This is a genomic window from Comamonas resistens, assembly GCF_030064165.1.
Lineage (GTDB): Bacteria > Pseudomonadota > Gammaproteobacteria > Burkholderiales > Burkholderiaceae_C > Comamonas > Comamonas resistens.
On record NZ_CP125947.1, the window covers coordinates 4,524,020 to 4,546,449 of the forward strand.

Sequence of the window (22,430 nt, forward strand, 5' to 3'; positions counted from 1 at the left end):
GACGACAACAAATTCAATGCATCGCCGTAAATTTTTGCAAAGAATTATTAAGAATCATTATCATTCAATACCGACGTACTTCTGAGTACGCCTAGCCAGCCAGGACTTTGTCCGAACCGTCATCAGACGCTTTCGGAGGCACGCCAGTGCAGACAGCCCGCTCATGCCAGCCACCTGTCTTCATCCTTTGTCCTGTCAACATGGCTCACTCCAACACCTATATCCAAAGCCGCAAGCATTCCGCGGCCCGCCTGCCCTCTTCCGCCGGTCTCGTCGCCTGCGCCGCCCTGGCCACTCTGAGCTTGTCTGCCCAGGCCCAGACCGAAACCACGCTCAAGGAAGTCAAGGTCGAAGAAGCGGCCGAGTCGGCCTACACACCGGGCCAGCTGTCCTCGCCCAAGTTCACCCAGCCGCTGGTCAACACCACGCAGACCGTCAACGTCATCAAGGAGCAGCTGCTGCAGGAGCAAGGCGCGACCACGCTGACCGAGGCGCTGCGCAATGTGCCCGGCGCCGGCACCTTCTACGCAGGCGAGAACGGCAACACCAGCACGGGCGACGCCGTCTATATGCGCGGCTTCGACAGCTCCAGCAGCATTTATGTGGACGGCGTGCGCGACATCGGCTCGATCTCGCGCGATATGTTCAATATCGATCAGGTCGAAGTCACCAAGGGCCCGGCCGGCACCGACTATGGCCGTAGCGCCCCCACCGGCGCTATCAATCTGGTGAGCAAGCAGGCCAATCTGAACAACAGCTTCGGCGGCTCGCTGGGCCTGGGTTCGGCAAGCTACAAGCGTGCCAGCATCGACCTCAATCGCGTCGTCAATGCCGAGACCGGCACGGCCGTGCGCCTAAACGCCATGGCGCAGGACGCCAATGTGGCGGGCCGCAACGGCATCGAGAACAACCGCTGGGGCATTGCGCCCTCGTTTGCCTTCGGCCTGAACTCGCCCACCCGCGTGTTCGTGAACCTGCTGCATATCAAGCAGAGCAATGTGCCCGACGGCGGCGTGCTGACCATGGGCCTGCCCGGCTACACCTCGCCGGACCCCGCCAAGCGCGGCTATCTGAGCGGCGCGGCGCGCGTCAACAGCAAGAACTTCTACGGCACGGCCTCGGATCACGACGATGTGACGGCCACCATGGCCACGCTGAAGGTGGAGCATGATTTCTCCGCCACCACCAAGCTGCGCAACACCACGCGCTGGGGCGAGACCAAGCAGGACTATCTGCTGACCGCCTTCATGGCCGGCAGCACCCAACTGGTCACGCCCAATGCCAACGATCCGTCCACCTGGGCCATGTCGCGCCTCATCAACACCAAGGATCAGGTCAACCGCATCCTGACCAACCAGACCAATCTGAGCACCAGCCTTGCCACCGGCAGCGTGCAGCATGATCTGAGCCTGGGCCTGGAGCTGACGCGCGAGGAACAGACCAATTACGGCCTGGCCACCAAGGGCACGGTGCCCGCGGTCAGCGTCTACAAGGCGGACTCCAGCATCTTGCTGCCTGACTACCAGCGCAACGGCGCCGACAGCAAGGGCAAGACCGACACCGTGGCGCTGTATGCCTTCGATACGCTGAAGTTCAACGACCAGTGGCAAGCCAATCTGGGCCTGCGCCTGGACCGCTACAAGACCTCGTACAACGCCATGGCGGCCTGCACGGCCACCTCGACCACCCAGCCCTGTGGCAGCAACCCCGTGGGCACCGTGGTGCCCACCACATCGGACGGCCTGAGCAAATCCGGCACCTTGCTGAGCTGGAAGGCCGGCCTGCTCTACAAGCCCGCGCCCAATGGCAGCGTCTACCTGAACTACGCGCTCTCGCAGCAGCCGCCGGGCGGCAGCAACTTTGCGCTGTCGGCCGCAGTGAACAATGCCGCCAACCCCAATATGGACCCGCAGAAGGCCAAGACGCTGGAACTGGGCAGCAAATGGGAGCTGGCGGAAAAGAATCTGATGCTCAGCGGCGCGCTGTTCCGTACCGAGGTGACCAATGAAATCGTCACCAACTCCGACGGCACCGTGGGCCAGACCGGCAAGAAGATCGTGCAGGGCCTGGAGCTGGGCGTCATCGGCCAGATCAACAAGGCCTGGGGCGTGAGCGCGGGCTATACCGTGCAGAACACCAAGGTCGACACCGGCGCCCTGGTGGCAGCCGACGCCAGCAACGGCCTGACCTATACGCCCAAGAACGCCTTCAGCCTGTGGAGCACCTACCAGTTGCCCTTCGGCCTGACAGTCGGCGGCGGCGCACGCTATGCGGGCGGCCTCAAGCGCGGCACGGACGGTGCCGTGGGCACGCCCAACCACACGGACTCCTACTGGGTGTTCGATGCCATGGCCAGCTACCGCGTGAACAAGAATCTGGACATCCAGCTCAATGTCTTCAATCTGTTCGACAAGGATTATGTGGCAGCCATCAACAAGAGTGGCTACCGCTACTTCCCCGGTATTGCACGCTCGGCTCGTCTGACGGCCAATTTCAGGTTTTAAGAGGAAACACCCCCTGAGCGACTGCGTCGCTTCCCCCTCTCTTTCAGGAGGGGGACGACATCTTCGCTGCGGGGCGGCCCTTGCTTGATGTCTCTGGCTTGGGCCATGCCAGCTTGAAGGCTGCGCCCTCTTTTTACGCTTTCAGCCCCGCAACTGCGGGGCTTTCCCGTCCGAGGAAATTCAAAAAATGATGCTGCATATCCCCAATGTCCTGAGCCGCGAGCAGGTTGCCAGCATGCGTGCCGCCATTGATGCCGCCGACTGGGTCGACGGCCGCGCCACCGTGGGCAGCCAGGGCGCCCAGGTCAAGCGCAACCGGCAGCTGCCCGAGCACTCGCCCGTGGCCCAGGAGCAGGGCCGCATCATCTTGCAGGCGCTGGCTGCCAACCCGCTGTTCTTCAGCGCTGCCTTGCCCGCGCGCACCATGCCGCCGCTGTTCAACCGCTATAGCGACAGCGAAACCTACGGCCTGCATGTGGACGGCGCGGCACGCCGCGTCGCAGGCTCCGAGCAGTGGCTGCGCACCGATGTGTCCTGCACGCTGTTTCTCTGCGAACCCGAGGACTACGAGGGCGGCGAACTGGTCGTGGTGGACAGCTATGGCACGCACGAGGTCAAGTTGCCTGCGGGCGATCTCATCCTCTACCCCTCCACCAGCCTGCACCGGGTCGAACCCGTCACACGCGGCGAGCGGGTCTGCTCCTTCTTCTGGACTCAGAGCATGGTGCGCGACGATGCACGCCGGGCCCTGCTGTTCGAGATGGACCAGGCCATCACGGGCCTGCGCGCAAAATTCGGCGAAACCGAGGAAACCGTGAGCCTGACCGGCCACTATCACAATCTGCTGCGCATGTGGGCCGAGACCTGAGCCCGGGCCTGACGCTGAGACTGGTGCTCAGGGCCTGTGCTTTTCGGCGCAGCCGACCAGATGGTTGTGCATGCTGGTCATGCATTGGTACATATCGCGCGAGCGGCCCGTGGCCGCCTTGCAGTCGCTGACCGTGGCCTGGGAGCGCAGCTTCACAAAATGGCCCGTCGTGCTGTCGTACTGGGCCTGGGTGATATAGCCGCCCTTGAGGTTTTTCCGGCCGTTGTCCAGCATGGTCTCGATCTGGCTGCGGATGTTGTCCACCGCCAGCGCGCAGTTCAGTGCCACTTCCTTCCCATCAACCTTTCTCAGGCCCTGGGTCAGACCATCGGCCATCTCCTGCGCATCCTTGGGCAGCTTCCTGGTGCCGTCGGGATTACGCTGCTCGCCAAACCGTCCGGCGCCTGCGCCCGAGCTGCTATTGGGCGATACCTTGACCTGCGATGCATCGGCCTGCTGCGGCGGCAATTGCGAGCCGTAATGCGTCTGCCCCTGCGCATCCACCCATTTGTAGACGGGCTGCGCCGCCAGGACACCGGCCCAGGCCAGTCCCAGTGTGGCGATGAGCACGCGGCCTCTTGCTGCTGACATTGCGACGTTCCCTCTGGTCCAGGAGCGGCCTGCAAGCTGCAGACTCGCTATTTGTAAACAAATGTGACAATCGCTAGATCATATAAAAAAAGAAGCTGCCAGCGCCTTTTCCTCATCGGATTCAGGCATTAAAAATACTGAAATCCTTGATTCAACTGCGCTGGCAGCTCCTGATTTGGAAGTTCACGGCGTCGTCAGACGCTCAGCTTCAGAACTTCATATTCGCCGTGATCCAGAAGGTACGACCGGCCTGGGTCACGCCCGACACCGAGGAGCCGCCCTGGAAGTAGCTGTTCACCCAGGTCGGCGTGCCGTTGACGCTGACCTGCTGGTACTTGCGGAAGTCCTTGTCGAACAGATTGAAGATGCTGGCGTTGATGCTCAGGTTCTTGTTGACCTGGTAGCTGCCGCCCAGATGGAACAGCGCATAGCCCTTGATATCGCCCACGGCGTCGTAGACGGCCTTGTTGGCGGCGCTCAGCTTGTCGTAGGAGCCGCTGAAGCGCGGGCTCTTGCCACGGTATTCGCCGCGCGCCCACAAGCGCCACTGACCGCTTGGCGTCCAGTCCAGCTGCACATTGGCGATGTGCTTGGCGGTGTTGGCCAGCTGGCCGTTCTTGCGGCCTTCCTCGATCACCTCGCTGTTGGTCCAGGTGTAGCCGGCCTTGACCGCCCAATCCTTGGCCAGCTGGGCGCGGCTGCTCAGCTCCAGACCCCAGGTCTTGGCCTTGTCCACATTGATGGAGTAATCGGCCGTGGGGTTGAACGCGCAGCTGGAGATGGCCGATGTCAGGCAGGAGCCGCCCGAGGCGATCTTGTCCTTGACATCGTTATGGAAGAAGGTGGCCGAGCTGGTCCAGCCCGCCTTGTTGTCGAACAGGGCCGACAGCTCCACATTGGTGCTGGTTTCGGGCTTGAGATTGGGGTTGCCGATGCTGATGGTCTGGCCCTGGCCGGTGACGCCGCTGACGCCGTCGATCAACTGGTTCAGGCGCGGGGCCTTGAAGCCCTGGCTTACGCCGCCCTTGAAGGTCCAGTTCGTCGTCGCGTCCCAGACCATATAGGCACGCGGGCTGAACTGGCCGCCAAAGGCATCGTGGTGGTCATAGCGGCCGCCCAACGTGGCCGTCAGGCCCTGGGCCAGACGCCATTCGTCTTCGGCAAACAGCGACCACATGGTCTGCTTGTGGCTTTGCGGCAGCATGCCGTCCTTGAGCTTGGCATCCCAGAGCTGGCCACCCACGGTGACCATATGCGCCTCTCCCACGGGGGCGACCAGCTTGGTGTCCAGCACCAGATTGGTGGTCTTGAGCTCGCGATCGGCGCCAGCGCGCGGGTCGCCCTTTGGCACCGAGGCGCCGGGAATGGTGCGGCCGATGGTCTCGGTCTCGGTATGCATCAGGCTGCTTTCCAGCGTACCAAAGCCCAGGCGGCTGGTGTGACCGATGCTGAGCTGATCGCGGTTGAAGCGCAGCGCATCGCGGTAGCCGGGGAACTTGCTGGGGTCGGTAATGACCGCATCGCGGCTGCCCAGACGCCCGTCTTCGTTGTTGTACCAGCTGCGGGCCTGGTCCACATCCAGCCAGAGGTCGTGATAACGGTTGGGCGTCAGCGTCAGCTTGGCACCCAGGCTGTGCTGGCGGCTTTGCGCGGGAGCGGGGTTGCGCGCCTGCGCAGGCTGGGCAGCGCCCGGTGCCAGCACCCAGTCCGAAGCATCGCGGCTGAAAGTGCTGCCGCGCACGGCCAGCCCCAGCAAGTCCTGCTTGATGGGGCCGTTGATGTAGAAGCTACCCTTGTACTGGTTGCCCCACTCGCTGTCCTGCGGCAGGCCCATGCCCACGCTGACTTCGCCGCCCCATTCCTTGCCGACCTTGCGCGTGATGATGTTGACCACGCCGCCCATGGCGTCCGAGCCGTAGAGCGTGGACATGGGGCCGCGAATGACTTCGATGCGCTCGATGGCCGAGAGCGGCGGCATGAAGCTCGTCAATGCCGCGCCAAAGCCGTTGGGCGTCACGTCGCCGGCCACGTTCTGGCGGCGGCCGTCGATCAGGATCAGCGTGTAGTCGCTGGGCATGCCGCGGATGCTGATATCGAGGCCGCCGGTCTTGCCCGTGCCGCCCATCACATCGATGCCTTCCACGCCCTGCAGGGCTTCGGCCAGATCGCGGAAATTCCGGGTCTCCAGCTCCTTGCGCGTGACGACGGAGATCGATGCGGGCGCGTCCTTGAGTTCCTGCTCGAAGCCGCTGGCGGAAACCACCACCTCCTCCATGGTGGATTCCTTGGCCTGAGCCAAAGTGCCGGTGCTGGCACAGAGCGCTGCTGCGGCCAATGCCAGCAGGCGGGGTTGGCCCATGGGGGCAAGCCAATGGATGCGACGTGTCGCTGCGTTGGACATGATGACTCCTGACCCCAGTTGCTGGGGCCGCTTTGAAAAGGTGAGAGAGATGTGCGTCGGCCCGTGGGGCCTGCGTATGCGCTGCGGCTGCTGCGCCAGCCTGGGGAGACAAAGCCGTAGATATATTTGGATGTATGGGCTTTGACGGTTGCAATTATGTATTTATGTAAACGAAAACCAATCTCATTTGCCTTAACTTTGTAGGTTATTCGCCTACAGAAAGAGCACGTGTTATGACGCGCGAGGCTTTTGCATCCTTCAGAAAATTCCATGAAAAAAGCGCTCAACCCCTTTCAGGGCGAGCGCTTTCAGCTATGAATCAGTGAGTACTCAACTCACGACAGCTGCCGCTTATGGCAAGTCCTTCATGGTCTCGGGATCGTTGGCCGGACGCGGGCCAATCGTGCCCAGGCGGCTCTTGAGCGACTGCGGCTGGCCGGTGATCAGCGCCGCATAGCTGGTGGTGTTGGACAGCACCTTCTTCACATAGTCGCGGGTTTCGCTGAATGGCACGTTTTCGGCCCAGATGGCGGCATCCAGCGTGGGGCCGTTGCGCCAGTTGCGTGGACGGCCCGGGCCGGCGTTGTAACCGGCAGCGGCCAGCGCCATCGAACCCTCAAAGTCGTCCAGAGCCAGCTTGAGATACGAGGTGCCGATGGTGATATTGGTGTCGCGGTCGTTGAGCATGCCGGGCGTGAAGTCCGTCATGCCGATCTTGCGCGCCGTCCAGCGCGCCGTAGCAGGCATGACCTGCATCAGGCCCGAAGCGCCCACGCCCGAGCGCGCATCCATGATGAAGCGGCTTTCCTGGCGGATCAGGCCATAGACATAGGCCGGGTCCAGCCCGATATTGCGCGACTTGTTCAGCACCGTGTCATGGTAGGGCATGGGAAAGCGCTGGTTCCAGTCGGCAAAGGTCTTGGTGCGCTCGCTGGTGTTGATGCAGCGGTCCCAGACCTGGCGCTCGCAGGCCAGATCGGCCGCCGCATACAGCTCGCGGTCCTGCAGGCCGCCGGGCTGATGCAGATTGGTCGAATAGTTCCACTCGCGCACGCCCTCGCTGCGCAGACCGATGCTGATGGCATAGAGGCCGCGCTGCAGGCCAGGGTTGGCGCGTGCGGCGGCCTTTTCCTGGGCCGTCAGAGGCGCAGGTGCAGGTGGCACGGCGACGCGCTGGCCGATTTCCTCCAGTGCCAGCTGTTCGTAGAAGCTGCCCGTGCCGGCCGTGTCTTCCAGCAGCTGACGGGCTTCGGCCTTTTCCTCGGCGCTCGGGCGTCCTGCCAGCATGGCCTTGGCCTTCCAGTAGGCCCAGGTGGCATCGGTGCGCTCGGGGCCCATGGCATCCACGGCACGGCGCACGGACTTCCAGTCACCGGCTCGCAGCGCGGCGCGGGTCTTCCAGCCCAGCAGGTCGTCGCTCAGGTCTTCGTTGCGGCGGACCTTGTTGAAATAGGTGTGGGCATCGGGCGAGAGCTTGAAGGCCGCCTGCTTGCCGGCCACGGCCCAGGCCCAGTTGCGCTCCTCGCCACTGAGCTGGGCGCCCCAGCCGCCTTCGATCTGCGAGGCCGCTGCATCGGGGTCGCTGGCCGCCATGCGGATCAGCGCCAGCAGGGCCAGTTCCTTACGCTCGCGGCCGCGCGCCTTGCTCTGCCCGGCCAGATATTTGGCGGGCGAGGCAAACACCTGCGCCACCTGGTCTGCCGCCTCGGGGGCCACGATGGCGACCGCATCGCGGGTCGCCTTCTGGCGGTTGTTTTCCGCCGCCACGCGGGCCCGGCGCCAGACATCGGCATCGGTGATCAGCTTGCTCGCATACATCTGACCGGCGGCCGTGGTGCAGCCGTCGTCGGCATCTTTTTGCGCCATCCACAGATCGCGCACCTGCTGGCCCACATTGGGCGCGCCGCGGCCTTGCAGCGCATCGGCGAGCAGCGCATAGCAGGTGACGGACTTGTCGTCGCGCATGCGGAACTTGGGATAGACCTGGGCGAAAGTGCCCCAATCGCGCTGCTTGCCCAGCAGCAGCAGCCAGTCATTGCGCAGGCGGTCCTCCTGATAGGTGCCGGCGTAGCGCGTCAAAAAGCCCTGAATTTCATCGGGCGACGCCGTTTCCAGGCGGTTCTTGAGTTCCCAGTATGCGGCCCAAGGTTCGAGGGGGTGGCCGCTGGCCTGGGGCAGGAGCTGGGTCAGCGCCTGCTGGTTGCGTGCACGGAATGCTTTTTGCATGTCCAGCAACACGGCATCGCCCGAGTTTTGTGCCTGCGCAAACGGAGCAGCTACAGTCAGCAGGGAAGCCGCACAAAGCGGTGTCAAAATCTTCAGCCAGTGCATGGAGGAAATTATCCGATGGACAAAGCAGCGTTACGCCGCAAGTTGATTGAACTGCGCCTCAACCTTCCAGATCGCCTGCAACGCGCCGATGCGCTGCAGCAGGTGATGCGCTTTTGGCTGATGGAGCGGCCCGATACCGTGATTGGCGCCTACTGGCCCATCAAGGGTGAATTCGATCCGCTGCCAGCCCTGCATCGCTGGAAGGAAGACGGCGAGCTACAGGGTACTCCACAACGGCGCAGAATCGGGCTGCCAGTGATAGACAAACAGCGCAAGACGCTGAGTTTTCACGCCTGGTACCCCGGTTGCCCCATGGAGGAGGACGCCTATGGCATTCCCAAGCCCAAGGATACCGAACTGCTGGTGCCCACGCTGCTGTTTGTCCCCTGCGTAGGCTATGCCGCCGGCGGCTACCGCCTGGGCTATGGCGGCGGCTTCTATGACCGCACGCTGGCCGAGCTGAGCCCGCGCCCGTTTACCGTGGGCCTGGGCTACACCAATGGCTATGTCGATGACTTCCAGCCCGAGGCGCATGACCTGCCGCTGGACGCCATCCTCAACGACAACGGCGTGGTCTGGCCCGTCTGAACCCTTACATCGCTTTGCCATGAGTCGCCCGAGCAAGAACATTCCCCAGCGCCGCTACCGCGCGCGCCCTCCCCTGACCGTCATGCAGCAGCCGCTGACGCGCGCCGAGGTGCAGCGCCTGCAGTCCCATATGCGCCGCCATGGCCCGCTCAGTCTGACGCCCAGCCAGCACGATGCGATCTGGGACTTTCTGTTTGACCTGCCGGAAAGCCATGCCTGGCTCAGCCAGATGACGGCGCAGATTCAGGCCGGGCAGAGCGCCACGCGCCCCAGCACCTGAATCGGGTTTATCGCAAAAACGCTCCTCATTGAGGAGCATTTACCGCAATCCATCAAAGGACTTCATTGCTTTACTAGCATGAAGTCCTTTTTTATTGAGCGAAAGCAGCTATCAATTTCACTGCGCCGACTGGCTGGCGCGCCAGTTGCGCCAGCCCGATGCACGCAGCTCGCAGGCCGGGCAGCTGCCGCAGCCATAGCCCCAGTCATGCAGCGCATCGCGCGTGCCCTGGTAGCAGGTATGGGTCTCGGTGCGGATCAGCTCCACCAGCTCGCTGCCGCCCAGATCCTGGGCCAGTTGCCAGGTCTGGGCCTTGTCCAGCCACATCAGCGGCGTATCGATACGCATGCGGCGCTCCAGGCCCAGGTTTAGCGCCAGCTGCTGGGCCTTCATGGTGTCGTCGCGGCAATCGGGGTAGCCCGAGTAATCGGTCTCGCAGACGCCGGTGACGATCACCGTCAGACCACGGCGATAGGCCAGTGCGCCGGCCAGCGTCAGGAACAGCAGATTGCGGCCCGGCACAAAAGTATTGGGCAGGCCGTCGGCCTGCATGGCAAACGCCACATCGTCGGTCAGGGACGAGCCGCCAATCTGTTTGAGCACATCGAGCGACAGCACATGATCCTCGCCCAGACGCGGCGCCCATTGCGGAAAGCGCTCGGCCAGTTGCTCGCGCACACCGGCGCGCACCGCCATCTCCACACTGTGGCGCTGGCCGTAGTCAAAGCCCAGCGTCTCCACACGTTCGAACATGGACAGGGCCTGGGCCAGGCAGGTGGTCGAATCCTGGCCACCCGAGAACAGCACCAGCGCGCCCTTGTGGTGACCGGCACCGGCAACCTGTGCGGCCACCTGAGCGGCCGCGTTTGCAGAAGAAGTGGAAGTATTTGCCATAGGCCTGCGATTACATCACCTGCGCCGCGCCCCTGCTCTTGTCCCTGCATTGCTTGTGCGATACGCAGATACGCCTACATTGAGCGGCTGGCAGGCTTGCTAATCTGTGCAGCAAGTCAAGACAGCAAAGGTCCACCATGCTCAAGCTCTATATCGGCAACAAGAATTACTCGTCCTGGTCCATGCGCCCCTGGGTGCTGATGCGCCAAAGCGGCATCAGCTTCGAAGAGGTCACACTGCGCTTCGACAGCTTTGCCCCCAACTCCAGCTTCAAGCTGCAGACGCTGGCCCTCGCCCCCACTGGCAAGGTTCCGCTGCTGGCCGATGAGAGTCTGGTCATCTGGGACAGCCTGGCCATCTGCGAATATCTGGCCGAGCGCTTTCCCGACAAGCATCTGTGGCCGCAGACCGTAGCCCAGCGCGCCCACGCGCGCAGCCTGGTGGCGCAGATGCATAGCGGCTTTGGCGCGCTGCGCAGCTTCTGCCCCATGAATATCGAAGCCCAGTTGCAGGAGACCGGGGCCCGGCTCTGGGCCGAGCATGCCGATCTGCGCAGCGATGTCCAGCAGCTTGAAGAGCTCTGGACGCCGCTGCTCACGGCCGCCAGCGGCCCCATGCTGTTCGGCCAGTTCAGCATCGCCGATGCATTCTTTGCGCCGGTCTGCATGCGCCTCAACAGCTACGGCCTGCCGACCTCGACCGTCGTGCGCGACTATGTGCAGCGCGTCACGCAACTGCCCTCGACCCAGGAATGGATTCAGGCGGCGCTGGCCGAGCAGGACTTTCTGCAGTTCGAGGAGCCCTATCGCCAGCATCGCTGAATACGCTAGGACAAGACTTACGATGCAACTCGAACCACCTGCGCAGTAATCTTGTTACCTGCCCCATCCGTACGCTGGATGCAGTAAGACTTTGATTCATGAATAAGCTGCGCCCAGCTCACACGGCCATATGCTTCATAGCTTTCCTCGGGCCTGTGCCTTTCCAGCCAATCCGTCAAAGCATTCAAAGGAACAGAGCCAGAATCCAGCCCTCCGCAGGCCGCAAACGCGATCTGCATTGCGTCCATCATTGAGGAGCCTTGCAAGGGCACTTTGCCTGTCGTCAAGAATTTTTGAAACGCCTCAGAGCCCAGCATCTCCCGAAAGTACTGTCCGGATGCCAGCATGCCCTCACCCACGCTCTTCAGCGTTTCTCGAAAAATTTCTGCGCGCGCATAACATTGCTGCAAATAAGCCAGCGCCTCCAAACAGCCACCCAAGGAAAAGAAGTCGAAGCGCTCAATCAAATGGTGAACCAGATCGTTTCGCATTTGCACCATTTCTCGCATCGAAGCCACCAACTTCTCATGTTCAAACTTATCCAGCGTCATAGAAAAGCGAACGTCGAAAGTCATCTGCCGCACAGACTCCTCTAGCACTTTTTCATCTGAAACAGGTGTTCTCGCGACACTAACAACATCGCTGCAAAACAAGCTCACCAAACCACCAAGAGTCTTAGAAGCGACTTTTTCCTGCTCATATGCACGAGTTATATGAGGCTGCTCACCTGTTGCAACAGGCATTCGGGCAGAAATCTGCGAGTCCACCAATAGCGCCTTGAGCATTCGCTCCGATTGTTGCAATGAAATCAGGCACCGCCCCATCCAGCGCTGTACCTGCCTTTGAGGCTCTGCATAGTCTGGTTCTTCTTCGTTACTCATTGAACGATGATACAAAACCAAGTGATCTCGCAACTACCATTGCAATATGAGTGAATTCAAGGTTTTCAAGGTAGGCGGCGCGGTGCGCGATCAGTTGCTGGGCCTGCCCGTCAACGACACGGACTGGGTGGTGGTCGGCGCCACGCCGGAGCAGATGACTGCGCGCGGCTTTGTGCCCGTGGGACGTGACTTTCCGGTCTTTCTGCACCCCCAGACCCATGAGGAATATGCACTGGCGCGCACCGAGCGCAAGAACGGCATGGGCTACCGCGGCTTTGTGGTGCACACCGCCGCTGACGTGACGCTGGAAGAAGACCTGGCCAGGCGCGACCTCACTATCAATGCCATAGCTGGCCCCGCTGACTGGACAAAGACCAACGAGCTTTTTGACCCCTATAACGGCCAGCAGGATCTGCGGGACAAGGTGCTGCGCCATGTCACTGAGGCCTTCCGCGAAGACCCGGTGCGCATACTGCGTCTGGCGCGGTTTGCCGCGCGTTTCACCGATTTCTCCGTGGCACCCGAGACCATGGACCTCATGCACGAAATGGTGGCGGCCGGCGAAATCGACGCCCTGGTGCCCGAGCGCATCTGGCAGGAAATCAGCCGCGGACTGATGGAAGAGCAGCCCTCGCGCATGTTCAACATCCTGCGTGACTGCGGTGCACTGGCCCGGCTGCTGCCCGAGCTCGACAGACTCTGGGGCGTGCCCCAGCGCGCCGAGTACCACCCCGAAGTCGACACCGGCATACACGCCATGATGGTGCTGGACATGTCGGCCCGGCTGCAGGCCCCGCTGCCCGTGCGCTTTGCCTGCCTGTGTCACGACTTTGGCAAGGGCACAACGCCTGCCGATGTACTGCCCCGCCATATCGACCATGAACGGCGCAGCGTGAGCCTGCTGCTGCAGGTCTGCGAACGCTGGCGCGTGCCCAACGACTGCAAGGAACTGGCCGAAGTCGTGGCGCGCGAGCACGGCAATATCCACCGCAGCGGCGATCTGAAGCCTGCCGCCCTGCTGCGCCTGCTGGAGCGCTGCGATGCCGTGCGCAAGCCCGAGCGCTTCGAGCAGGCCCTGCAGGCCTGCGAATGCGATGCACGCGGACGTCTGGGCTTCGAGGAATCGGCCTACCCTCAACGCCAGCGCCTGAGCGATGCGCTGCAAGCCGCCCTGGCCGTGGAAACCGGCCCCGTCGCCCAGGCAGCGGCGAGAAGCGGGCTCAAAGGCAAGGCCATTGGCGACGCCGTGAGCAAGGCACGCGAGCAGGCGATTGCGGCCCATCTCGAAGCCAGCGCCTAGCCAGCAGATACCAGCCATTGCGCCAGCCGCTGTACCGGGGCCCGAGCAGGTCTTTCGAATCATCGACCGCCGCAGCACCCCGGTAGCGGGCCCTGATGAGCTCACCTTGAGCTGCATCAAGGAAAGCATGCGGCATCCATTGCACAGTAGGAAACGGTCCTGGCGGCTCTCCCCGCCAGGACCATGGCACTTGGTCACCCGGCCTGCGTGCAACACCCATGCCATATCGGCATGGTTCTTTGACGGGCAGGTTCCGACCTACAGGCCAGGACCTTGCCTTCCACTTCAAAGAGGTGCTCTGATGTCTTTACCCCAGACCATGAAAGCCGCCGTGGTGCGCTCCTTCGGGAAGCCGCTCACGATCGAAGAAATGCCGGTGCCCCGCCCGGCAGACGATCAGATTCTGGTCAAGATCGCTGCTTCCGGCGTCTGCCATACCGATCTGCATGCAGCCGAAGGCGACTGGCCTGTCAAACCCCAGCCGCCGTTCATTCCCGGCCATGAGGGTGTGGGCCATGTGGCTGCGGTGGGCAAGAACGTCAAGCATGTCAAGGAAGGCGATCGCGTGGGCGTGCCCTGGCTGCACAGCGCCTGCGGCTTCTGCCGCCACTGCATAGGCGGCTGGGAAACCTTGTGTGAATCCCAGACCAATACCGGCTATTCGGTCAACGGCGGCTTTGCCGACTACGCGCTGGCCGACCCCAACTATGTGGGCCATCTGCCGTCCAACGTGAGCTTTATCGACGTTGCCCCCGTGCTCTGCGCCGGGGTCACGGTGTACAAAGGGCTGAAGGTCACCGACGCCAAGCCCGGCGACTGGGTGGTGATTTCCGGCATCGGCGGCCTGGGCCATATGGCCGTGCAATATGCTAAGGCCATGGGCTTCAATGTCGCGGCGGTCGACATTGACGACAGCAAGCTCGCCCTGGCGCGCCGGCTGGGCGCCACCGTCACCGTCAACGCCATGACTACCGACCCGGCGGCCTATCTGCAAAAAGAGATCGAAGGCGCCCATGGCGTGCTGGTCACGGCCGTGTCACCCAAGGCTTTCGAGCAGGCTCTGGGCATGGTGCGTCGCGGCGGCACGATTTCGCTCAACGGACTGCCGCCGGGCGACTTTCCGCTGCCGATCTTCTCCATGGTGCTCAAGGGCATCACGGTACGCGGCTCCATCGTCGGCACGCGCCTGGACCTGCAGGAGTCGCTGGACTTTGCCGCTCAGGGCAAGGTCCGGGCCACCGTGTCCACCGACAAGCTGGAAAACATCAACGACATCTTTGCCCGCATGCACGCAGGCAAGATCGAAGGCCGCGTGGTGCTGGACATCGCCGCTTAGGCAGGGCTTGCGCCGGGTCACCAGAGGCCTGGCCTTGGTGAGCAGACTTGAAGCCGGGACTCAATCCGCTCAGCGCACCGACTGCACCCAGCGCACGATCTCGCCCGCGGGCAGTGCACCGGAGATACGCGCCAGCTCCTTGCCTTCCTTGAAGACCACCATGGTCGGAATGCTGCGAATGCCAAATGGCGCGGCGGCCTGTGGATAAGCCTCGGTATCGAGCTTGGCCAGCTGAGCCTGTCCCGCCAGTTGCTGCGCGGCCTGGGCAAAGGCCGGGGCCATCATGCGGCAAGGGCCGCACCAGGGCGCCCAGAAGTCCACCACCACGGGCAGTTGGCTGCGACCAATGTGCTTGGCAAAGCTGTCGTTATCCAGCGCCACGGGCTCGCCCGTGACCAAAGGCTGATGACAGCTGCCGCAATCGGGCTGGTTGCCCAGCTGCTCCTTGGCAATGCGATTGGTGGTGTGGCAATGGGGGCAGACGTAGTGAAGGGATTCGGACATGGACAACCTTTCTTGGGATGTCAGCAGGGCGCGTTCGCCCTCTTCTGACTCGTCGCTGTACTTGCAGCCAATTCGCCGGGATTCAAGTCGTCAGAAGCGCGTGGGCCTGAGCTAGAGCTTCACAAAACGCGCAATCAGCGCCGCCACCAGACTCAGCACCACCGTGCTGGCAATGGGCAGAAAGAACTCGCGCCCGAAGAGCCTAAAGCGTAAATCGCCGGGCAGACGGCCCAGACCAATGCGCTGCAGCCAGGAGTGCAGGCCATTGATGAGCAACAGGGCCAGAAATATAACGATCAACCAGCGAATCATGGTGCCAAGTGTAAAAGCTCAATGTTCCCGTGCCCTGCGTCATGGATGTGCGGCAGGAGGACGGGCAAGCCAACGTTGGCTCAGTATCACGATCAATGCCGCAAGGCCGTAAGCGCCGGCCAGCACGAACTTCCCCATCGCACACAGACTGCCAACAATCAGCACATCACCGAGACCGCTGACCAGCCGGTAGGCCGGGCACAGTGGTGCCGGGCGCAGATGGTCGATGGCATTGCCGAACACCTTGCGCACCTTCCGGGCCAGCCAGAGCTGACGCAGCAGCCGCACCCAGGCATTCACGGTGACGACCAGCACCAGCAAGGCCCCCAGCTCGAACGCCTCACTTCTGGGGTAAAGATGTTCCCACCAGAGCAGCGCCAGCAGCAGCGCGTCCACACCCACGGACAGCAGCCAGCGCGACAGTGGTGGATTCATCGCCATGGGCCGGGCATCCATGGTGCGATCACAGTCTGTGCGTGCGGTCGCCCTGCACAAAGCCCAGCGGCAACCAGGGCTCCACGCCCTTGGACAGGCCTATGACCTTGAACAGCTCGCCCATCTCATGCTCCATGACCAGCTTGGAGGCCATGGACCTGGCCTTGATACCGGCCGCATCGAGCTTGGGTGCCAACCCGCAGTTGATGAGAAAGTGGGCCTGGCTGGTATAGCCCAGCACTTCAAAGCCGGCATCCTGCGCGGCCACGGCCGTGCCCGTGAAATTGACGTGGGCCGTGATGTCCTTGAGACCGACCTGCACCAGCGGATCGTTGTCCACCTGATGCTGGTAGTGGCAGACCAGGGTCCCCATATGGCGCTGCTCGTGGTAGTACTCGCTCTCGCCAAAGCCGTAGTCGATGAAAAAAGCAGCACCCCGGGTCAGGCGCTCGCCCAGGGTGTGGATAAAGGCCTCGCCCTGACGGTGGATTTCGGTCAGAAAGTCATGCGGGCCGCCGATATCCACCGGCGGGCGCAGCTCGCTGGGGCGATCCTCCCAGGCAAATTCATCGCCATTCATCGCCACGCCGCGCTCGAACCACAGGCCCTGGGTGCGCTGCAGCAGCTGCACGGGCATGGCATCCAGCACCTCGTTGCCGATGATCACGCCTTCCATGGATTCGGGCAGCATGTCCACCCAGCGCACCAGATGCTCGTATTTGGCCAGCGCCAGCTTCTGGCGCGCGCGCAGCGTGCCGGACAGATCGACGATGGTGTAGCTGCGCGGCAGAGCGTTCTGCGCGGCCAGCTCGTCCAGAATCTGCAGCGCCAGCGCACCGGTTCCGGCACCGAATTCCCACAGGTCCTGGGTCTTCGTTTTTTGTAGCGCTTCGCGCAACTGGGACGCCACCAATTGACCAAAAATAGGCGAAATCTCCGGCGCCGTCACAAAGTCGCTGCCCGACTCCGGCATGGTGCCGAACTTGGCCGTTTCATTGGCGTAATAGCCCAATCCCGGTGCATAGAGCGCCAGCTCCATGAATCGGTCGAAGGGCAGCCAGCCGCCCACGGCGGCAATTTCCTTGGCAATGCGCGATTGCAAGGCGCTCGTTAAACTTGAGGGTTCTGTCGTCACAACCCGCATTTTCCACGAATGTCCTCACCCACCCGACTACGCACAGTATTGGTGACCGGTTCTGCCCGTCGCCTGGGTCGTGACATGGCCCTGGCTCTCGCCCGCGCGGGATGGCAAGTGGCCGTGCATTACCGTGATTCGCAAGATGACGCTATGCAAACCGTAGCTGAATGCGCAAACCTATCCGGCGATAGCGCGGCTTTTGATGCGGATTTCTTTGACGAGGAGTCGGTACGCTCGCTGGTGCCTCGTGTGGTCGAGCGCTTTGGCCGCCTTGATGCGCTGGTGAACAACGCCTCGCTGTTCGAGCATGACGATGCCCAGAGCTTCAGCTATGTGGCACTGGAGGCACATCTGCGCAGCAATACGGGCGCGCCCATCCTGCTGTCCCAGGCGCTGCACGCCCATGTGCAGGAACGCGTGGCGGCGGGCGACGAGTCCGCCCAGGGCGCCGTGGTCAATGTGCTGGACCAGAAGCTCTGGAACCAGAACCCCGACTTCCTGAGCTACACCCTTTCCAAAGCCGCTCTGGAAGCGGCCAACACCATTTTGGCCCTGGCCCTGGCGCCGCGCGTGCGTGTGGTGGGCGTGGCCCCGGGCCTCACACTGACCAGCCATATGCTGAGCCAGGAAAAATTCGAGACCCTGCACGCCATGAGCCCGCTGGGCCGCTCCTCCAGCCCCGAGGACATTGCCTCCGCCGTGTGCTTCGCGCTGGAGAACCGGGCGATGACAGGAACCACCCTGCTGGTCGATGGCGGCCAGCACTTACAGCGCTTCGAGCGCGATTTTTCGATGATGTGAGCGCCCTCCAGGCGCCTCACCGCATGCCATGACCTCCGCTACCGGACAACAGATATTGACGCTTACCGGCCTGCGTTTCGACGCAAGCCTGGGCATTCTCTCGCACGAGAAGAATGCACCCCAGCCCATCCAGGTGGATGCTGAACTCAGCCTGGGCACCCAGCCCCTGGCGCCACACGACGATGACATTCTTCATGTGCTGGACTACCGCAAGGTGCGTCAGATCATCATCGACGAGTGCACCTCAGAGCATGTGAACCTGCTCGAGAGCCTGATCGGCAAGCTGGCCCAGCGCCTGATGCAGCTGCCCGGCGTGCGCGGCGTGCGTGTGAAAATTGCGAAGCTGGAAATTTTTGACGACTGCGAAGTAGCCATTCGCATCGAAACCGGACAATGGTGAACCCCATGAATGCAGTAAACGACAACCCCTGGATTGCCGAAGAGGCAGAAGCCGCCGACGCAGCGGCTGCAGCCAACACGGCAGCTGCCGCCGGCGAAGAAGCCGCCAAGCCCGGCAAGATCAAGATCGAGCGCGAACAGATCAAGCTCGAAAAGCGCCTGTGCCGCGAAGTGGGCAAGGCCATCCTCGACTTCAACATGATCGAGGAAGGCGACAAGATCATGGTCTGCATGTCGGGCGGCAAGGACAGCTACACGCTGCTGGACATTCTGCGCAAGCTGCAAAAGCGCGCGCCCGTGAAGTTCGACATCGTGGCCGTGAACCTGGACCAGAAGCAGCCAGGCTTCCCCGAGCACATCCTGCCCGAGTACTTCGAGTCCATCGGCGTGGACTACCACATCGAGAACCAGGACACCTACAGCGTCGTCAAGCGCGTGGTGCCCGAGGGCAAGACCACCTGCGGTCTGTGCTCGCGCCTGCGCCGCGCCATCCTGTACAAGGTGGCTGATCAGCTGGGCTGCACCAAGGTGGCCCTGGGCCATCATCGCGACGACATCGTGCAGACCATGATGCTCAATATGTTCTACGGCGGCCGCATGAAGGGCATGCCGCCCAAGCTGGTCAGCGACGACGGCAAGCATGTGGTGATCCGCCCGCTGTGCTATGTGCCCGAGAAGGACACGGCGCGCTGGGCCCAGTACCAGAACTTCCCCATCATCCCCTGCAACCTCTGCGGCAGCCAGGACGGCCTGCAGCGCGTGGCCATCGGCGAGATGCTGCGCGAATGGGAAAAGAAGTTCCCCGGCCGTATCGAGAGCATGTTCCGCGCCATGGGCAATATCGTGACCACGCACATGATGGATCCCCAGCTGCACGACTTCAAGGGCGCCAAGGCCACGGGCATTGCCGACCCGAACGGCGATATGGCGTTTGACCATGAAGAGCTGCCAGCCATGGCCGCCCTGCCCGGCGGAATGCAAGTGGTACAACTGTCCTGAGCGGACTTTTGAACTAAAACCGGACCCTGCAGTCCAATCAAAGGCCCATCTGATGGGCCTTTGTCGTATCCAGAGAAATCATCATGAACCTGCGCAATCTCTCTTTTCGCTGGCTGGGCATCGCGGCGCTGTCGGCCACCGCCCTGCTGGCCGGCTGCAGCACGGTGCGTGAAGTCAACAGCACGGTGCAGAGCTACTCGTCGCTGGGAGGCATTCCTGTGCCGCCGACCTACCGCCTGGAGACCCTGCCCTCGCAGCAGGGCCAGATGAGCTTTCCCGCCATCGAGGCCCAGGCCCAGCAGGCGCTGGCCCGTGTGGGCATGACACGCGATGATTCGCGCCCCAGCCTGGTGGTGCAGATCAGCGCCGTGGCCCGCTATGCGCGCGACTATGCGAGCTGGCCCTATTACGACCCCTACTGGGGCCCGCGCTGGGGCTGGGGCATGAGCTACGGCCGCGGCTTCGGCTGGGGCTTTGGCGGCAGCATGATGATGGACGGCCCGCCCCTTGAGTACTACCGCGCCGTGAGCGTCGTCATGCGCGATATCAAGACCCAGCAGATCGTCTATGAAACCTCGGCCCAGCGCCAGGACGTCTGGACCGACGACCCGGCCATCTTCGGCATTCTGTTCGACGCGGCGCTCACGGGCTTTCCCCGGCCGCCACAAGGTGCGCGCAATGTACGCACGGTGATCCAGCCTGCCGGTACGCCACAGGCTGCGCCGGCAGCCTCACCTGCTGCCGCGCCATCGCCCCAGCCCGTGCTGCCAGCGACACCCGTGCCTGCTCGTTGATTTGCAATCTTCCACAGTTGCACCTCAGCCCGCGTGCTAACGTGCAGCCTCTTTGAACTGCAGCCCTGTGGCCGCATGCAATGGAAAGGATGACCGTCATGAAGAAATTTGCTCTCTCCACCCTGATTTGTGCGGCCCTGGCAGCCGGTGCCGTCAGCGCCCATGCCAGCGGTCTGGGCGACGCATTGCGCGGCCAGCTGGGCGGTGGCGGTGCTGCGGAGAGCAGTGGCTCCTCGGGCCTGGGCGGCTTGCTGGGCGGTGGTGCGGGTGGCGGCTCTTCGGCTCTGTCGGCCCTGGGCCTGGGCGGCCTGACCGGCTCGGGCACGGCCAGCAATGCGGCCGGCGTCCTCACCTACTGCATGAAGAACAACTACCTGAATGCCGACAAGGCCGCCGAGGTCAAGAACCAGTTGCTGGGCAAGCTGGGCCTGGGCCAGCAGGAGCAGCCCAAGGACCAGGGCTACAAGGACGGCCTGATGGGCATGATCAAGGGCGACAACGGCCAGAGCTTCAGCCTGGACAAGGTCAAGAGCAATCTCAAGGAAAAGGCCTGCGATTTCGTGCTGGACAACGCCAAATCTCTTATCTAAAAAGATAGCATCCCGCGCTTGAGACATAAGCGCTAGAGTCCCAAAAGGCTTGCAATCAGATTGCAAGCCTTTTTTCATGGACACTGAGCCAGGCTAATTTTTTGGCGGCTGTGTGGGAGTGCTGGTTTCGACCGAGGCTGTGTGAAAACCCTCTCGTAGCCAACCCATGACCTGAATAAAGTCAATTCATCTCGGTTTCGGGAGATGGCATGCCTCGATTCATTGAAGGTCAAGCGCGGCAGCAAGTGACGCTGATGCCGGAATGTCTGGAGGACTTTATTGCTAAAGACAACCCGGTACGTGTTGTCGATGCCTTTGTCAGCGAACTCAATCTGCAGGCTTTGGGTTTTGACGGTGCAGAGCCTGCCTGTACGGGCAGACCTTCTTACCACCCAGCCGTGCTGCTCAAGATCTACATCTACGGCTATCTCAATCGGCTGCAATCGAGCAGACGGCTTGAACGTGAATGCCAGCGTAACGTTGAACTGATGTGGCTGACTGGGCGCTTGGCTCCTGACTTCAAAACGATTGCAGACTTCCGCCGTGACAACGGCTCAGGCATTCGCAATGTGTGCCGCCGATTCGTACTTCTCTGCCGTGATCTGAAACTGTTCAGCCAGGCGCTGGTGGCCATTGATGGCAGCAAATTCAAAGCCGTCAACACGCGTGACAAGAACTTCACCTTGGGCAAGATCGACAAGCGGCAGCAGCAGATCGAAGAAAGCATCCAACGTTATCTGACGGCTTTGGATACAGCGGACCGCACGCAGCCTGTGGAGCTCGAAGCCAAGACCACAAGGCTCCAAGACAAGATCGCCATGTTGCGCAAGCAAATGCGGGTGCTCGATGCAGTGAAGGAGCAACTCAAAGAGCAGCCCGAGAAGCAACTCTCGATGACAGATCCTGATGCACGGTCCATGGCAACCAGTGGTCGAGGCTCGGGCATGGTGGCCTATAACGTGCAGGTGGCGGTCGATGCCAAACATCACCTGATCGTCACTCATGAGGTCACCAACCAAGGGCATGACAGAGCTGCTCTGGCATCCATGGCTCAAGCAGCTCGCAAGGCAATGGGAAAACGCAAACTGCAAGCTATTGCAGATCGTGGCTATTACAGCGGTGAGCAAATCAAAGCGTGTGAAGATACAAGCATTGCAGCCATTCTTCCCAAGCCCAACACATCGGGTGCCCGAGCTCACGGGCGCTTTGACCGCTCAGACTTCATCTATATCCAAAGCGACGATGAATTCCAATGCCCTGCGGAACAGCGCGCGATCTATCGTTTTACGCGGGAAGAGAACGGCTTACAGATGCGTCGTTACTGGAGCAGTGCGTGTACGCAATGCACGATAAAAGCCCAATGCACACCGAGCGACTACCGCCGCATCAGCCGATGGGAGCACGAAGACGTGCTGGAGCGAGCACAACAGCGCTTGGACCAGATGCCCGACGCCATGATGGTGAGAAGAAGGACAGTCGAGCACGTGTTTGGCACCCTCAAGCATTGGATGGGGTACACGCACTTCCTGACCAGGCGACTGCGCAACGTCAGCACGGAGATGAGCTTGAATGTGCTGGCTTACAACCTCAAGCGAGTGCTTGGAATCCTCGGGTTCGACAAAACGATGACGGCGATGCATCTGGTGGGCGGGTGAGCCCTTTT

At 62.1% G+C, this 22,430-nt stretch carries 22 protein-coding genes; 13 read left to right on the top strand and 9 right to left on the bottom strand.

Features of this window, described 5'->3' with window-relative positions; all coding sequences use genetic code 11:
• Positions 1 to 200: 200 nt before the first annotated feature.
• Both QMY55_RS21035 and QMY55_RS21040 read left to right on the top strand, forming a co-directional pair.
• Positions 201 to 2,504 (top strand): catecholate siderophore receptor Fiu, encoded by a 2,304-nt coding sequence (locus tag QMY55_RS21035; protein ID WP_283486052.1) that lies wholly within the window; start codon positions 201 to 203, stop codon positions 2,502 to 2,504.
• Between the two features lie 187 nt (positions 2,505 to 2,691).
• Positions 2,692 to 3,372, top strand: a complete 681-nt coding sequence (locus QMY55_RS21040; protein WP_283486053.1) for a Fe2+-dependent dioxygenase — start codon at positions 2,692 to 2,694, stop codon at positions 3,370 to 3,372.
• Between the two features lie 27 nt (positions 3,373 to 3,399).
• Here the strand turns inward: QMY55_RS21040 and QMY55_RS21045 are convergent, their stop codons facing one another.
• The 3 genes from QMY55_RS21045 to QMY55_RS21055 all read right to left on the bottom strand — a co-directional run bounded on the left by QMY55_RS21045 (position 3,400) and on the right by QMY55_RS21055 (position 8,695).
• Positions 3,400 to 3,963 (bottom strand): DUF4124 domain-containing protein, encoded by a 564-nt coding sequence (locus tag QMY55_RS21045; protein WP_283486054.1) that lies wholly within the window; start codon positions 3,961 to 3,963, stop codon positions 3,400 to 3,402.
• Positions 3,964 to 4,171: 208 nt separating this feature from the next.
• Positions 4,172 to 6,364 carry a TonB-dependent receptor domain-containing protein gene (locus QMY55_RS21050; protein WP_283486055.1) on the bottom strand — a complete coding sequence of 731 codons (2,193 nt, stop codon included), beginning with the start codon at positions 6,362 to 6,364 and terminating at the stop codon, positions 4,172 to 4,174.
• 351 nt (positions 6,365 to 6,715) lie between these two features.
• The gene (locus tag QMY55_RS21055; protein ID WP_283486056.1) at positions 6,716 to 8,695 is read right to left on the bottom strand and encodes a lytic transglycosylase domain-containing protein; all 1,980 of its coding nucleotides are present in this window, start codon (positions 8,693 to 8,695) and stop codon (positions 6,716 to 6,718) included.
• A 15-nt stretch (positions 8,696 to 8,710) separates the two neighbouring features.
• Here QMY55_RS21055 and QMY55_RS21060 point away from each other — a divergent pair, with 15 nt between their 5' ends.
• Together QMY55_RS21060 and QMY55_RS21065 are read left to right on the top strand one after the other, a co-directional pair.
• Complete coding sequence (locus QMY55_RS21060) at positions 8,711 to 9,283, top strand: 5-formyltetrahydrofolate cyclo-ligase (RefSeq protein ID WP_054073811.1); 573 nt, start codon at positions 8,711 to 8,713, stop codon at positions 9,281 to 9,283.
• Between the two features lie 19 nt (positions 9,284 to 9,302).
• Positions 9,303 to 9,563 carry a hypothetical protein gene (locus tag QMY55_RS21065; RefSeq protein ID WP_283486057.1) on the top strand — a complete coding sequence of 87 codons (261 nt, stop codon included), beginning with the start codon at positions 9,303 to 9,305 and terminating at the stop codon, positions 9,561 to 9,563.
• A gap of 117 nt (positions 9,564 to 9,680) precedes the next feature.
• Here the strand turns inward: QMY55_RS21065 and queC are convergent, their stop codons facing one another.
• On the bottom strand, positions 9,681 to 10,457 hold the full coding sequence (gene queC, locus QMY55_RS21070) for a 7-cyano-7-deazaguanine synthase QueC (protein WP_283486058.1): 777 nt from the start codon (positions 10,455 to 10,457) through the stop codon (positions 9,681 to 9,683).
• 137 nt (positions 10,458 to 10,594) lie between these two features.
• On the opposite strand from queC, the gene QMY55_RS21075 reads away from it, so the two are divergent.
• A complete protein-coding gene (locus tag QMY55_RS21075) occupies positions 10,595 to 11,278 on the top strand; it encodes a glutathione S-transferase family protein (protein ID WP_283486059.1) in 684 nt (227 codons plus the stop codon).
• A gap of 17 nt (positions 11,279 to 11,295) precedes the next feature.
• Here QMY55_RS21075 and QMY55_RS21080 read toward each other — a convergent pair whose 3' ends face one another.
• Positions 11,296 to 12,159, bottom strand: coding sequence for a hypothetical protein (locus QMY55_RS21080; RefSeq protein WP_283486060.1), 864 nt, complete (start codon positions 12,157 to 12,159; stop codon positions 11,296 to 11,298).
• 46 nt (positions 12,160 to 12,205) lie between these two features.
• Between QMY55_RS21080 and QMY55_RS21085 the strand changes: the two genes are divergently transcribed.
• Together QMY55_RS21085 and adhP are read left to right on the top strand one after the other, a co-directional pair.
• Positions 12,206 to 13,459 (top strand): multifunctional CCA addition/repair protein, encoded by a 1,254-nt coding sequence (locus tag QMY55_RS21085; RefSeq protein WP_283486061.1) that lies wholly within the window; start codon positions 12,206 to 12,208, stop codon positions 13,457 to 13,459.
• A 301-nt stretch (positions 13,460 to 13,760) separates the two neighbouring features.
• Positions 13,761 to 14,795 carry an alcohol dehydrogenase AdhP gene (gene adhP, locus QMY55_RS21090; RefSeq protein WP_283486062.1) on the top strand — a complete coding sequence of 345 codons (1,035 nt, stop codon included), beginning with the start codon at positions 13,761 to 13,763 and terminating at the stop codon, positions 14,793 to 14,795.
• 69 nt (positions 14,796 to 14,864) lie between these two features.
• On the opposite strand, the gene trxC is transcribed toward adhP, so the two are convergent.
• The 4 genes from trxC to QMY55_RS21110 all read right to left on the bottom strand — a co-directional run bounded on the left by trxC (position 14,865) and on the right by QMY55_RS21110 (position 17,190).
• Complete coding sequence (gene trxC, locus QMY55_RS21095) at positions 14,865 to 15,299, bottom strand: thioredoxin TrxC (RefSeq protein ID WP_283486063.1); 435 nt, start codon at positions 15,297 to 15,299, stop codon at positions 14,865 to 14,867.
• Positions 15,300 to 15,410: 111 nt separating this feature from the next.
• Positions 15,411 to 15,611 (bottom strand): DUF2905 domain-containing protein, encoded by a 201-nt coding sequence (locus QMY55_RS21100; RefSeq protein ID WP_283486064.1) that lies wholly within the window; start codon positions 15,609 to 15,611, stop codon positions 15,411 to 15,413.
• Positions 15,612 to 15,650: 39 nt separating this feature from the next.
• On the bottom strand, positions 15,651 to 16,052 hold the full coding sequence (locus QMY55_RS21105) for a hypothetical protein (protein WP_283486065.1): 402 nt from the start codon (positions 16,050 to 16,052) through the stop codon (positions 15,651 to 15,653).
• Between the two features lie 22 nt (positions 16,053 to 16,074).
• Positions 16,075 to 17,190 (bottom strand): class I SAM-dependent methyltransferase, encoded by a 1,116-nt coding sequence (locus QMY55_RS21110; protein ID WP_283486066.1) that lies wholly within the window; start codon positions 17,188 to 17,190, stop codon positions 16,075 to 16,077.
• Positions 17,191 to 17,199: 9 nt separating this feature from the next.
• On the opposite strand from QMY55_RS21110, the gene QMY55_RS21115 reads away from it, so the two are divergent.
• The 6 genes from QMY55_RS21115 (at position 17,200) to QMY55_RS21140 (ending at position 22,422) form a co-directional block, all read left to right on the top strand.
• The gene (locus tag QMY55_RS21115) at positions 17,200 to 17,985 is read left to right on the top strand and encodes an SDR family oxidoreductase (protein ID WP_283486067.1); all 786 of its coding nucleotides are present in this window, start codon (positions 17,200 to 17,202) and stop codon (positions 17,983 to 17,985) included.
• 28 nt (positions 17,986 to 18,013) lie between these two features.
• Positions 18,014 to 18,385, top strand: a complete 372-nt coding sequence (locus tag QMY55_RS21120) for a dihydroneopterin aldolase (protein WP_283486068.1) — start codon at positions 18,014 to 18,016, stop codon at positions 18,383 to 18,385.
• A complete protein-coding gene (gene ttcA, locus QMY55_RS21125; RefSeq protein ID WP_283486069.1) occupies positions 18,379 to 19,383 on the top strand; it encodes a tRNA 2-thiocytidine(32) synthetase TtcA in 1,005 nt (334 codons plus the stop codon). The genes QMY55_RS21120 and ttcA overlap by 7 nt, the downstream gene beginning before the upstream one ends.
• A gap of 83 nt (positions 19,384 to 19,466) precedes the next feature.
• Complete coding sequence (locus QMY55_RS21130) at positions 19,467 to 20,177, top strand: DUF4136 domain-containing protein (RefSeq protein ID WP_283486070.1); 711 nt, start codon at positions 19,467 to 19,469, stop codon at positions 20,175 to 20,177.
• 98 nt (positions 20,178 to 20,275) lie between these two features.
• Positions 20,276 to 20,767 carry a DUF2501 domain-containing protein gene (locus tag QMY55_RS21135; protein WP_283486071.1) on the top strand — a complete coding sequence of 164 codons (492 nt, stop codon included), beginning with the start codon at positions 20,276 to 20,278 and terminating at the stop codon, positions 20,765 to 20,767.
• A gap of 209 nt (positions 20,768 to 20,976) precedes the next feature.
• The gene (locus QMY55_RS21140) at positions 20,977 to 22,422 is read left to right on the top strand and encodes an IS1182 family transposase (RefSeq protein WP_283485257.1); all 1,446 of its coding nucleotides are present in this window, start codon (positions 20,977 to 20,979) and stop codon (positions 22,420 to 22,422) included.
• The last annotated feature ends 8 nt before the right edge of the window (positions 22,423 to 22,430 follow it).

Coding starts and splice junctions, on each gene's coding strand:
- QMY55_RS21035 (WP_283486052.1), top strand. CDS start 201: ATGGCTCACTCCAACACCTATATCCAAAGCCGCAAGCATTCCGCGGCC.
- QMY55_RS21040 (WP_283486053.1), top strand. CDS start 2,692: ATGATGCTGCATATCCCCAATGTCCTGAGCCGCGAGCAGGTTGCCAGC.
- QMY55_RS21045 (WP_283486054.1), bottom strand. CDS start 3,963: ATGTCAGCAGCAAGAGGCCGCGTGCTCATCGCCACACTGGGACTGGCC.
- QMY55_RS21050 (WP_283486055.1), bottom strand. CDS start 6,364: ATGTCCAACGCAGCGACACGTCGCATCCATTGGCTTGCCCCCATGGGC.
- QMY55_RS21055 (WP_283486056.1), bottom strand. CDS start 8,695: ATGCACTGGCTGAAGATTTTGACACCGCTTTGTGCGGCTTCCCTGCTG.
- QMY55_RS21060 (WP_054073811.1), top strand. CDS start 8,711: ATGGACAAAGCAGCGTTACGCCGCAAGTTGATTGAACTGCGCCTCAAC.
- QMY55_RS21065 (WP_283486057.1), top strand. CDS start 9,303: ATGAGTCGCCCGAGCAAGAACATTCCCCAGCGCCGCTACCGCGCGCGC.
- queC (WP_283486058.1), bottom strand. CDS start 10,457: ATGGCAAATACTTCCACTTCTTCTGCAAACGCGGCCGCTCAGGTGGCC.
- QMY55_RS21075 (WP_283486059.1), top strand. CDS start 10,595: ATGCTCAAGCTCTATATCGGCAACAAGAATTACTCGTCCTGGTCCATG.
- QMY55_RS21080 (WP_283486060.1), bottom strand. CDS start 12,159: ATGAGTAACGAAGAAGAACCAGACTATGCAGAGCCTCAAAGGCAGGTA.
- QMY55_RS21085 (WP_283486061.1), top strand. CDS start 12,206: ATGAGTGAATTCAAGGTTTTCAAGGTAGGCGGCGCGGTGCGCGATCAG.
- adhP (WP_283486062.1), top strand. CDS start 13,761: ATGTCTTTACCCCAGACCATGAAAGCCGCCGTGGTGCGCTCCTTCGGG.
- trxC (WP_283486063.1), bottom strand. CDS start 15,299: ATGTCCGAATCCCTTCACTACGTCTGCCCCCATTGCCACACCACCAAT.
- QMY55_RS21100 (WP_283486064.1), bottom strand. CDS start 15,611: ATGATTCGCTGGTTGATCGTTATATTTCTGGCCCTGTTGCTCATCAAT.
- QMY55_RS21105 (WP_283486065.1), bottom strand. CDS start 16,052: ATGGCGATGAATCCACCACTGTCGCGCTGGCTGCTGTCCGTGGGTGTG.
- QMY55_RS21110 (WP_283486066.1), bottom strand. CDS start 17,190: ATGCGGGTTGTGACGACAGAACCCTCAAGTTTAACGAGCGCCTTGCAA.
- QMY55_RS21115 (WP_283486067.1), top strand. CDS start 17,200: ATGTCCTCACCCACCCGACTACGCACAGTATTGGTGACCGGTTCTGCC.
- QMY55_RS21120 (WP_283486068.1), top strand. CDS start 18,014: ATGACCTCCGCTACCGGACAACAGATATTGACGCTTACCGGCCTGCGT.
- ttcA (WP_283486069.1), top strand. CDS start 18,379: ATGGTGAACCCCATGAATGCAGTAAACGACAACCCCTGGATTGCCGAA.
- QMY55_RS21130 (WP_283486070.1), top strand. CDS start 19,467: ATGAACCTGCGCAATCTCTCTTTTCGCTGGCTGGGCATCGCGGCGCTG.
- QMY55_RS21135 (WP_283486071.1), top strand. CDS start 20,276: ATGAAGAAATTTGCTCTCTCCACCCTGATTTGTGCGGCCCTGGCAGCC.
- QMY55_RS21140 (WP_283485257.1), top strand. CDS start 20,977: ATGCCTCGATTCATTGAAGGTCAAGCGCGGCAGCAAGTGACGCTGATG.